The following is an 11,505-nucleotide window of genomic DNA, read 5'->3' as shown; positions in this document are numbered from 1 at the left end:
AACACTCATTAAAAGGCTCATTAAGAGTCAGGGCCTCCTGTTGCCTGAAGAAGGGTAAATCATGACGAAATTAACCTGTTTCAAAGCCTACGATATTCGCGGCAGGCTGGGCGAAGAGCTGAATGAAGATATCGCGTGGCGTATTGGCCGCGCTTACGGTGAGTTCCTGAAGCCAAAAACGATTGTCCTTGGCGGCGATGTGCGCCTGACCAGTGAGACGCTGAAGCTGGCGCTGGCGAAAGGTCTACAGGATGCGGGGGTGGATGTGCTGGATATTGGCATGTCGGGCACCGAAGAGATTTACTTCGCCACCTTCCACCTGGGCATTGACGGCGGTATTGAAGTCACCGCCAGCCATAATCCGATGGATTACAACGGCATGAAGCTGGTGCGGGAAGGGGCACGGCCCATCAGCGGTGATACCGGTCTGCGCGACGTGCAGCGCCTGGCGGAAGCCAATGACTTCCCGATGGTTGATGAGACAAAACGTGGCCGCTACCAGCGCATTACTACCCGTGATGCCTACATTGACCACCTGCTGGGTTACATCAATCCCGCCAAACTGAAACCGATGAAGCTGGTACTCAATTCCGGCAACGGCGCGGCAGGTCCGGTGGTTGACGCCATTGAAGCCCGTTTTAAGGCGCTGGGCGTGCCGGTCGAGTTCATCAAAATTCACAACACGCCGGATGGCAACTTCCCCAACGGTATTCCCAATCCTCTGCTGCCGGAATGCCGGGCCGACACGCGCCATGCAGTGATTGAACACGGCGCGGATATGGGGATTGCCTTCGACGGTGATTTTGACCGCTGCTTCCTGTTCGATGAAAAAGGTCAGTTCATTGAGGGTTACTACATTGTCGGCCTGCTGGCGGAAACGTTTCTGGAGAAGAATCCGGGGGCGAAAATTATCCACGACCCACGCCTGTCCTGGAACACCGTGGATGTGGTGACTGCGGCAGGCGGTAAACCGGTGATGTCAAAAACCGGGCACGCGTTTATCAAAGAGCGGATGCGCCACGAAGATGCCATTTATGGTGGCGAAATGAGCGCGCACCACTATTTCCGCGATTTTGCCTATTGCGACAGCGGAATGATCCCGTGGCTGCTGGTGGCGGAGCTGCTGTGTCTGAAAGGACAGTCGCTGGGCGAACTGGTCCGCGACCGGATGGTGGCCTACCCGGCGAGCGGAGAAATAAACAGTACGCTGGCAGAGCCGGCGGCAGCGATTGCGCGCGTGGAGCAGCATTTTTCCCGTGAGGCGCTGTCGGTGGACAGAACGGACGGTATCAGCATGTCGTTTGTCGACTGGCGCTTCAATTTACGCTCTTCCAATACCGAACCGGTGGTGCGCCTGAACGTGGAATCGCGCGGAGATATTCCGTTGATGGAAGCGCGAACGCGCACTCTTCTGGCGTTACTGAATCAGTAATGCTGGTGCTTCCTTTGCCCGATTCTGGGCAAAGGGTGACTAACAGGAACCACGATGACACATCTAAAAAAGCGCGAACGCGCCAAAACCAATGCGTCGTTAATTTCGATGGTGCAACGCTTTTCAGATATCACCATCATGTTTGGCGGGTTGTGGGTAATCTGCGAATTAAGCGGTTTGCCTTTCCTGTACATGCACCTGCTGGTGGCGCTGATTACGCTGGTCGTTTTTCAGATGCTCGGTGGCATAACGGATTTTTATCGCTCCTGGCGCGGTGTCAAAATTTCCACTGAGCTGGTGCTGTTGCTGCAAAACTGGACGCTGAGTCTGATTTTTTGCGCAGGTCTGATCGCCTTTAATAACGATTTTGATAACCGTCTCGCCGTCTGGCTGGCGTGGTATCTGCTATCCAGCGTTGGCCTGGTGTTGAGCCGTTCGTTTATTCGCTACGGCGCGGGATGGTTGCGTAATCGCGGGTATAACACGCGCCGGGTGGCGGTGGCAGGGGACCTGCCCGCCGGACAAATGCTATTGGACAGCTTTCGCCATGAACCGTGGCTGGGATTTGAAGTGGCGGGTGTCTATCACGATCCTATCCCTGGAAAAAACTCCCGCGACTGGGCCGGTAATCTGCAACAACTGGTGGATGACGCCAAAGCCTCACGTATTCATAACGTTTATATCGCCATGTCGATGAGCGATGGCGCCAGCGTCAAAAAACTGGTTCGTGAGCTGGCCGACACCACCTGCTCAGTGATCCTTATTCCTGATGTCTTTACCTTCAACATTCTGCATTCACGGATTGAGGAGATGAACGGCGTTCCGGTGGTGCCGCTGTATGACACGCCGCTCTCGGGGATTAATCGCCTGTTGAAACGTGCGGAAGATATCGTGCTGGCTTCGCTGATCCTGCTGCTTATTTCTCCGGTGCTGTGTGGCATAGCGCTACTGGTAAAACTGACCTCCAAAGGACCGGTGATTTTCCGCCAGACCCGCTATGGCATGGACGGAAAACCGATCAAAGTCTGGAAGTTTCGTTCGATGAAAGTGATGGAAAACGACGCGGTGGTGACGCAGGCGACGCAAAACGATCCGCGCGTTACCCCTGTGGGGAATTTCCTGCGCCGAACGTCACTCGATGAACTGCCGCAGTTTATTAACGTGCTGACCGGGGGCATGTCTATTGTTGGGCCACGCCCGCATGCGGTAGCGCATAACGAACAGTACCGCCAGCTGATCGAGGGGTACATGTTACGCCATAAGGTGAAACCGGGTATTACCGGCTGGGCGCAAATCAACGGCTGGCGCGGTGAAACCGATACGCTGGAAAAAATGGAAAAACGTGTGGAGTTTGACCTCGAATACATTCGCGAGTGGAGCGTGTGGTTCGATATCAAAATTGTTTTTCTGACGGTATTCAAAGGCTTTGTCAACAAAGCGGCGTATTAACATGAGCTTACGAGAAAAAACGCTGAACGGCGCAAAGTGGTCGGCGATTGCCACAGTGATCATCATTGGTCTGGGGCTTATCCAGATGACCGTACTGGCACGGATTATTGATAACCACCAGTTCGGGTTGTTAACCGTGGCGCTGGTGATCATCGCGCTGGCAGATACGTTGTCTGACTTTGGTATCGCCAACTCAATTATTCAGCGCAAAGAGATTGGCTATCTTGAACTGACCACGCTGTACTGGCTCAATGTTGGGTTGGGTATCGTGGTATGCGTGGCGATGTTTCTGCTGAGCGAGACGATTGCCAGCGTACTTAATAACCCAGAACTGGCACCGCTCATCAAAACGTTATCGCTGGCGTTTGTGGTGATACCGCACGGGCAGCAGTTTCGTGCGCTGATGCAAAAAGAGCTGGCCTTCAACAAAATTGGCATGATTGAAACCAGTTCGGTACTGGCCGGATTTACCTTTACCGTAGTCAGCGCCCATTTCTGGCCGCTCGCACTGACGGCCATTCTCGGGTACCTGGTAAACAGTACGCTACGTACGCTGCTGTTCGGCTATTTTGGTCGCCGGATTTACCGTCCGGGGCTGCATTTTTCGCTGGCATCCGTTTCGTCGAATCTGCGTTTTGGTGCGTGGCTGACGGCAGACAGCATCATCAATTACATCAATACCAACCTTTCCACGCTGGTTTTAGCCCGCACGTTGGGAGCTGGCGTGGCGGGCGGATTCAATCTCGCCTGGAATGTGGCGGTTGTCCCCCCGATCAAACTGAACCCGATTATCACCCGCGTGCTGTTTCCGGCGTTTGCCAAAATCCAGGACGACAGTGAAAAGCTGCGAGTGAATTTTTACAAGCTGCTGTCGGTGGTTGGGATTATCAACTTCCCGGCGCTGCTGGGACTGATGGTGGTGTCGAATAACGTGGTGCCGCTGGTATTCGGTGAGAAGTGGAACGGCATTATCCCCATCCTGCAACTGCTGTGCATTGTTGGGCTGCTGCGCTCGGTGGGGAATCCAATCGGTTCACTGCTGATGGCGAAAGCGCGGGTCGATATCAGCTTTAAATTCAATGTGTTCAAAACCTTTCTGTTTATTCCCGCCATTTTCATCGGTGGACATCTGGCCGGGGCAATTGGCGTGACGCTGGGCTTTTTACTGGTCCAGGTGATTAACACCGTCCTCAGCTATTTCGTGATGATTAAACCTGTTCTTGGTCCCAGCTACCGCCAGTACATGCTCAGTCTTTGGCTGCCGTTGTATCTCTCCTTGCCAACCCTTGTGGTGAGCTATGCGTTGGGCGTAATGCTGCATAGCCAGCTGTCGTTGGGCGTGTTGTTGGGGAGCCAGATAGCGGCAGGGGCGCTGGCGTTTGCGTTAATGATAGTGCTGTCGCGCCATCCGCTGGTGGTGGAAATAAAACGCCAGCTCTGTCGCAGTGAAAAAATGAAAACCTTGCTCCGTGCAGGATAAGAACAACGCTTTAAGAGGTCATAATGAAACTATTAATTTTGGGCAACCATACCTGCGGGAACCGAGGGGATAGCGCGATCCTGCGCGGTTTGCTGGATGCCATTAACGCGTTGCGTCCTGAGACTGAAGTGGATGTTATGAGCCGTTACCCGGTGAGCTCCTCATGGTTGCTGAACCGCCCGGTGATGGGCGATCCGCTGTATTTGCAGATGAGACAACACAACAATGCAGTGGGTGTTATGGGGCGCGTGAAGAAAGTGCTGCGTCGTCGCTATCAGCACCAGGTACTGCTCTCGCGTGTTACCGACTCCGGTAATCTGCGCAATATCGCTATCGCCCAGGGCTTTACCGATTTTGTCCGTCTGCTGTCGCGCTATGACGCCATCATCCAGGTCGGCGGATCGTTCTTTGTCGATCTGTATGGTGTGCCGCAGTTTGAACATGCATTGTGTTCGTTTATGGCGAAAAAACCGCTGTACATGATTGGTCACAGCGTGGGGCCATTCCAGGATGAGCAGTTTAATCAACTGGCGAACTACGTGTTTGGCCACTGTAATGCATTGATTTTACGTGAATCCGTCAGTCTGGATCTGATGAAGCGCAGCGCAATTACCACGGATAAAGTTGAAACAGGCGTGGATACGGCCTGGCTGGTCGACAATCATCATGAGGATTTTGAGCCAGGTTATGCGGTACAGCACTGGTTAGACATGGCGGCTAAACAGAAGACCGTTGCCATTACATTGCGCGAGCTGGCTCCTTTTGATAAGCGTCTGGGGACAACGCAGCAGGCCTATGAGCAAGCTTTTGCCGGGGTAGTGAACCGCATACTCGATGAAGGTTACCAGGTGATTGCACTGTCAACATGCACCGGTATTGATAGTTACAACAAAGATGACCGCATGGTGGCGTTAAATCTTCGCCAGTATGTTAACGACCCGGCCCGATATCACGTGGTGATGGATGAACTTAACGATCTGGAGATGGGGAAGATTCTGGGGGCATGCGATCTGACGGTGGGCACTCGCTTGCACTCGGCCATCATCTCGATGAATTTTATGACGCCAGCCATCGCCATTAACTACGAGCATAAATCGTCAGGGATCATGCAACAGTTGGGGTTGCCGGAGATGGCTGTCGATATTCGTCATCTGCTCGATGGCAGTCTGGAAGGAAAGGTCGCCGATACCCTCGGACAGTTACCTGATTTGAACATACGACTTGGGGACGCTGTGACACGCGAACGCGAACGCGGGGTACGCATGGTGCAGTCGGTTTTAACGCGTATTGAGGGGGAAAAATGAAGATTGGCTTTTTCTTGCTTAAATTTCCGCTCTCTTCTGAGACCTTTGTACTCAATCAGATAACCGCATTTATTGATATGGGCTACGACGTGGAGATTGTCGCTTTGCAGAAGGGCGATCTTGAGAATACGCATGCCTCATTTAATACCTACCGTCTGGGGGAAAAAACGCGCTGGTTGCTGAATGAACCGGAAAGCAAACTGGCGAAGCTGAAATATAGGGCGGCGGCGGCTCTGCACGGTCTCACCCGCGCAGCGACCTGGAAAGCGTTGAATGTTCCACTCTATGGCGAGGAGGCGCGCAATCTGATTTTGGCGGCCATTTGCGGTGGGAATCCGCGGGCGTTTGAAGCGGATGTCTTTATTGCTCATTTTGGGCCAGCAGGCGTAACGGCTGCTAAGCTGCGTGAGCTTGGGATGATCCGCGGAAAAATCGCTACGGTATTTCACGGCGTCGATGTTTCGCATCGGGATGTGCTTACCCGCTATACCCCTGAGTATCAGCAGCTGTTTCAACGTGGAGATTTGATGTTACCCATCAGCAATCTCTGGGCCGGACGTTTAAAAAACATGGGATGCCCGCCGCAAAAAATCGCGGTTTCGCGTATGGGTATTGACATGACGCGTTTTACCCCTCGCCAACTGAAAGCACCAGCTGCACCGCTGGAAATTATCTCTGTCGCCCGGTTAACCGAGAAAAAAGGACTGCACGTCGCCATCGAAGCCTGTCGTCAGTTAAAAGAGCAGGGCGTTTCATTTCGTTATCGCATTCTGGGTATCGGCCCTTGGGAGCGACGTTTACGCACACTGATCGAGCAATATCAACTCGATGACGTGATTGAGATGCCCGGCTTTAAGCCCAGCCATCAGGTAAAGGAGATGCTTGAGCAGGCGGATGTATTTTTGCTGCCGTCGATTACCGGAAGAGACGGCGATATGGAGGGGATCCCGGTGGCGCTGATGGAGGCGATGGCGGTGGGTATTCCAGTGATTTCTACCTTTCACAGCGGGATCCCGGAGCTGGTCGAATCGGGCAAGTCTGGCTGGCTGGCACCGGAAAACGATGCGCAGGCACTGGCAGAGAGATTAGCGGCATTTAGCCTGCTCGACAGTGAGCAGGTACAGCCGATTGTGCAGTGTGCGCGAGAAAAAATTGAAACTGAATTTAATCAGTTAGCGATCAATAAACAGTTAGCCAGTCTGCTGCAAACGATGTAAATCGAGGTTGTATGTCAGAGAACAAACTCTCACGCCGTACTTTTCTGACGGCAGGCTCTGCGCTTGTCGTACTGCATTCTCCCGTTGTCCGGGCGCTTGAATCATCGGACAGTGTTAACATTCAGGATTACAACCCAAAGGATTGGGTCGCTTCTTTCCGGCAGGCGTTCAAAGAAGGACAAACGGTAGTCGTACCATATGGACTGGAATGTAAGGATCTCAATACCGCTGTCGTTATTCCTACTGGCAAAACGCTACACCTGCAAGGCAGAATCAGCGGCAATGGCCGTGGTCGCTTTGTTCTGCAGGATGGATGTAAGGTAGTGGGTGAGCAGGGGGGGAGCCTGAGGAATGTTACCCTCGATGTGCGCGGTTCAGACTGTGTGATAAAAGGGATTGCCATGAGTGGTTTCGGGCCAGTGACACAAGTCTATATCGGCGGCAAAACACCAAGGCTGATGCGCAATCTGGTTATCGATGATATTACCGTCACGCGCGCCAACTATGGGATCCTGCGTCAGGGCTTTCATAACCGGATGGATGGCGTAAAGATTACAAACTGCCGTTTTAGCGATCTACAGGGAGATGCCATTGAGTGGAATGTGGCGATCAACGACAGCAACATCCTCATTTCTGACCATGTCATTGAACGTATCAACTGTACCAATGGCAACGTGAACTGGGGCATCGGCATCGGGCTGGCGGGCAGTACCTATGACAATACCTATCCCGATGAACTGGCGGTAAAAAACTTTGTGGTGGCGAATATCACCGGTACCGACTGTCGACAGTTAGTCCATGTAGAGAACGGCAAACAGTTTATCATTCGTAATATCACCGCACGAAATATTACCCCAGATTTTAGTAAGAAAGCAGGCATTGATAATGCAACGGTTGCTATTTATGGCTGCGATAATTTCGTGATTGATGATATCAATATGGAAAATAGCGCAGGTATGCTCATTGGCTACGGTGTTATTAAAGGACGATATTTATCCATCCCGCAGAACTTTAAGTTAAATAATATCCATCTGGATAACACGAAACTTGAATATAAATTACGTGGAATTCAGATCTCATCAGGTAATGCAACGTCGTTCGTGGCCATCACCAACGTGGAGATGAAGCGAGCCACGCTTGAGTTGCACAACCAACCACAGCATCTTTTTTTACGTAACATCAGGGTGATGCAGCAATCCGCAACAGGACCCGCGCTCAAGATGCACTTCGACCTTCGTAAGGATGTGCGCGGCAAGTTTATGGCTAAGCAGGACACCTTGCTATCACTGGCGAATATCCATGCGGTAAACGAAAGCGGGCAAAGTTCAGTTGACATTGACCGGGTAAACCATCAGGTAGTGAATGTCGAAGCGGTGAATTTTCGACTGCCGGGGCAGGGGAGGTAACCCCACTATATTCTTACTGGATATCATTGGCTAAAAGATTATAATCACCCAATTACTGTTAAAGCTGGGGCTGGGCAGCATTGACTACTCAGGGAAGACGCTCATCTTTATCATACGCTTCTTGTGTTACGAACAGACAAAGTGATTTATGAACGATAAAGTTTTGCTCATCGGTGCCTCCGGATTCGTGGGGACCAGACTCCTGGAGACGGCTGTTGCGGATTTTGATATCAAGAATCTGGATAAACAGCAGAGTCATTTCTATCCGCAAATCACGCAAATCGGTGATGTTCGCGACCAACAAGTTCTGGATCAGGCGCTGTCAGGCTATGACACAGTAGTGTTGCTAGCGGCTGAACACCGTGATGATGTCAGTCCTACTTCACTCTACTATGATGTGAATGTTCAGGGGACGCGCAATGTATTGGCCGCTATGGAGAAAAATGATGTTAAGAACATCATTTTCACCAGTTCTGTTGCGGTCTATGGCCTGAACAAAACCAACCCTGATGAAAATCATCCTCACGATCCCTTCAACCACTACGGTAAAAGCAAGTGGCAAGCGGAAGAGGTTCTTCGTGAATGGCATGCTAAAGCGCCTGATGATCGTTCGCTGACTATCATTCGTCCAACTGTTATCTTTGGCGAACGCAACCGCGGCAACGTTTATAATCTGCTGAAGCAGATCGCTGGCGGTAAGTTTATGATGGTTGGGGCTGGTACGAATTATAAATCAATGGCTTATGTGGGTAATATTGTTGAGTTTATCAAGTATAAACTGAAGAATGTGACTGCTGGTTATGAGGTTTATAATTACGTTGATAAACCTGATCTGAATATGAATCAACTGGTTACCGAAGTTGAACAGAGCTTAAGTAAAAAAATTCCCTCAGCACACTTACCTTACGCTCTAGGCATGTTAGGTGGCTATTGCTTTGATATTTTGGGTAAAGTGACCGGCAAAAAATATGCTGTCAGCTCTGTGCGCGTGAAGAAGTTCTGTGCCACCACACAGTTTGATGCAACGAAAGTCCACTCATCCGGTTTTGTCGCACCTTATACATTGTCTCAGGGGCTGGATCGCACTTTAAAATACGAATTTTTGCACGATAAGAAAGATGACATTACGTTTGTCTCTGAGTGATTGTTGTTTGTAGAGTGCCTGGGGCTTAGTTAACTTCGATTTTTCGGAAATGCTATAAAACTGACGAGATGAGTTCGTTTCCGAGGAATCCGAGTTCACCTCGGTGCTGGTGAAGTGTAGAGTTTGCATTCGGTTTACCTTAACCTAGCTATTTCGTGTTGAGGATGGAGCCAGCAATACTGGCTAACGTACGGCTAAAGTCTATACTTTATCAGCCGTTTGGAGGTAGGAGAGAGAATGACTAATTTGAAAGCAGTTATCCCGGTAGCGGGCCTGGGGATGCACATGTTGCCTGCTACGAAGGCAATCCCTAAAGAGATGCTGCCGATCGTAGACAAGCCGATGATTCAATACATTGTCGACGAGATTGTAGCTGCCGGTATCAAAGAAATCGTTCTGGTGACTCATGCGTCGAAGAACGCAGTTGAGAACCACTTCGACACCTCTTACGAACTCGAATCACTCCTTGAGCAGCGTGTTAAGCGCCAGCTCTTAGCCGAAGTGCAGTCGATCTGTCCGCCTGGCGTGACTATCATGAACGTTCGTCAGGCTCAGCTGCTGGGGCTGGGTCATTCAATTCTTTGTGCTCGCCCTATTATTGGTGATAATCCTTTCGTCGTGGTATTACCGGACGTCGTTCTGGATACCGCGAGTGCGGACCCGCTGCGCTACAACTTAGCTGCCATGGTTGCTCGCTTTAATGAAACAGGGCGTAGTCAGGTGCTGGCTAAGCGTATGGAAGGCGAGCTTTCTGAGTACTCTGTTATTCAGACCAAAGAGCCTTTAGACAACGAAGGTAAAGTCAGCCGCATCGTTGAGTTCATTGAAAAACCAGACCAGCCACAGACTCTTGATTCCGATCTGATGGCCGTAGGCCGCTATGTGCTGTCTGCTGATATTTGGGCAGAATTAGAGCATACCCAACCAGGTGCCTGGGGTCGAATTCAGTTAACGGATGCTATTGCAGAACTGGCGAAAAAACAATCTGTCGATGCGATGTTGATGACGGGCGACAGCTACGACTGCGGTAAAAAAATGGGCTATATGCAGGCGTTCGTGAAGTATGGGCTACGGAACTTGAAGGAAGGGGCGAAGTTCCGTAAGAATATTGAGAAATTACTTGGAGAGTAATGAGTTCTGATCGCTTTATAGTGTTGCTCTAAACCATGGCAGTGATTATTTTTGCGACGAAATAAATTTATGTCACTGCCTCTTCAGGCTTTCTCATAAATAATAATTGATTAAGGGAACAAATAGTTGTCATACTTTAATTAGGAGTGATTTATTACGAGGGAATGTTTAGTCATTGTTACCCTTGATATCTTCAATGTTAAATCTAATATGGGATACTTAGTGCACTGGTAGCTTTTGAGCCAGGGGCGGTAGCGTGTGTAATCAGTTTTATAGTATCTGTTGAATATAATTTCAGCTGGTATTATAATAGCCAGCTAAATTATCAATGTGAAATATTAATGATTTTTATATAATTCCTTTTGGTGCGCTACTATAGCATTTCGCCATATAAGTTTAAAGTAAGCTATGCTGATAATATTCTTATAATTACCTCAATATCAATTGTATTTGTAAACCTATTTCAGAGTGAATATAAAATGAAAAGAGTAATAACATTTGGCACTTTTGATGTTTTTCATGTTGGTCATGTCAATATACTCAAAAGAGCTCGTAGTCTTGGTACAGAGTTAATTGTAGGTGTGTCATCTGATGCTTTGAATTATTCTAAAAAACAAAGATATCCAATCTATTGTCAAGAAGAACGTGTCGAAATAATATCATCTCTTAAATTTGTAGATCATGTTTTTATCGAAGAATCATTAGAGCTTAAACTAAATTATATTAAAAAATACAATGCTGATTTACTCGTGATGGGAAATGATTGGGAAGGACGGTTTGATTGGGTTAAAAATGAGTGTGAGGTTTTGTATTTACCTAGAACCCCCTCGATATCAACCACTGAAATTATAGAAATTGTACGCAGAGCAAGATAAAACATATAGTATTAATTTTATTGGTTTATATAATGATGCAATTTTATTGAACATAAGAAAGCGAAAT

General features: G+C 49.4%; 9 protein-coding genes. All 9 read left to right on the top strand.

Features of this window, described 5'->3' with window-relative positions:
• The first annotated feature begins 61 nt into the window (after window positions 1-61).
• The gene (gene cpsG / locus OGY13_RS17930; RefSeq protein WP_213752600.1) at window positions 62-1,432 is read left to right on the top strand and encodes a colanic acid biosynthesis phosphomannomutase CpsG; all 1,371 of its coding nucleotides are present in this window, start codon (window positions 62-64) and stop codon (window positions 1,430-1,432) included.
• A gap of 54 nt (window positions 1,433-1,486) precedes the next feature.
• Window positions 1,487-2,881, top strand: coding sequence for an undecaprenyl-phosphate glucose phosphotransferase (gene wcaJ, locus OGY13_RS17925; RefSeq protein WP_008785190.1), 1,395 nt, complete (start codon window positions 1,487-1,489; stop codon window positions 2,879-2,881).
• Window position 2,882: 1 nt separating this feature from the next.
• Entirely contained in the window at window positions 2,883-4,361 is a 1,479-nt protein-coding gene (wzxC, locus tag OGY13_RS17920) for a colanic acid undecaprenyl disphosphate flippase WzxC (RefSeq protein ID WP_213752601.1), read from the top strand.
• A gap of 23 nt (window positions 4,362-4,384) precedes the next feature.
• On the top strand, window positions 4,385-5,665 hold the full coding sequence (gene wcaK, locus OGY13_RS17915) for a colanic acid biosynthesis pyruvyl transferase WcaK (protein WP_181641051.1): 1,281 nt from the start codon (window positions 4,385-4,387) through the stop codon (window positions 5,663-5,665).
• The gene (wcaL, locus tag OGY13_RS17910) at window positions 5,662-6,882 is read left to right on the top strand and encodes a colanic acid biosynthesis glycosyltransferase WcaL (RefSeq protein ID WP_181641050.1); all 1,221 of its coding nucleotides are present in this window, start codon (window positions 5,662-5,664) and stop codon (window positions 6,880-6,882) included. Before wcaK ends, wcaL begins: the two co-directional genes overlap by 4 nt.
• An 11-nt stretch (window positions 6,883-6,893) precedes the next feature.
• The gene (wcaM, locus tag OGY13_RS17905) at window positions 6,894-8,288 is read left to right on the top strand and encodes a colanic acid biosynthesis protein WcaM (RefSeq protein WP_128612034.1); all 1,395 of its coding nucleotides are present in this window, start codon (window positions 6,894-6,896) and stop codon (window positions 8,286-8,288) included.
• 148 nt (window positions 8,289-8,436) lie between these two features.
• On the top strand, window positions 8,437-9,432 hold the full coding sequence (locus tag OGY13_RS17900; RefSeq protein ID WP_048215967.1) for an SDR family oxidoreductase: 996 nt from the start codon (window positions 8,437-8,439) through the stop codon (window positions 9,430-9,432).
• A 237-nt stretch (window positions 9,433-9,669) separates the two neighbouring features.
• Complete coding sequence (gene galF / locus OGY13_RS17895) at window positions 9,670-10,563, top strand: UTP--glucose-1-phosphate uridylyltransferase GalF (protein WP_186413205.1); 894 nt, start codon at window positions 9,670-9,672, stop codon at window positions 10,561-10,563.
• Between the two features lie 479 nt (window positions 10,564-11,042).
• On the top strand, window positions 11,043-11,438 hold the full coding sequence (locus OGY13_RS17890; RefSeq protein ID WP_186413206.1) for an FAD synthase family protein: 396 nt from the start codon (window positions 11,043-11,045) through the stop codon (window positions 11,436-11,438).
• Window positions 11,439-11,505: the final 67 nt, after the last annotated feature.

Origin of the sequence: Citrobacter sp. Cpo045, from assembly GCF_030332875.1 — a bacterium.
Classification (GTDB): domain Bacteria; phylum Pseudomonadota; class Gammaproteobacteria; order Enterobacterales; family Enterobacteriaceae; genus Citrobacter; species Citrobacter portucalensis.
The sequence above is the reverse complement of the archived record's forward strand: the minus strand, read 5'-3'. Positions and strand labels throughout refer to the sequence as shown.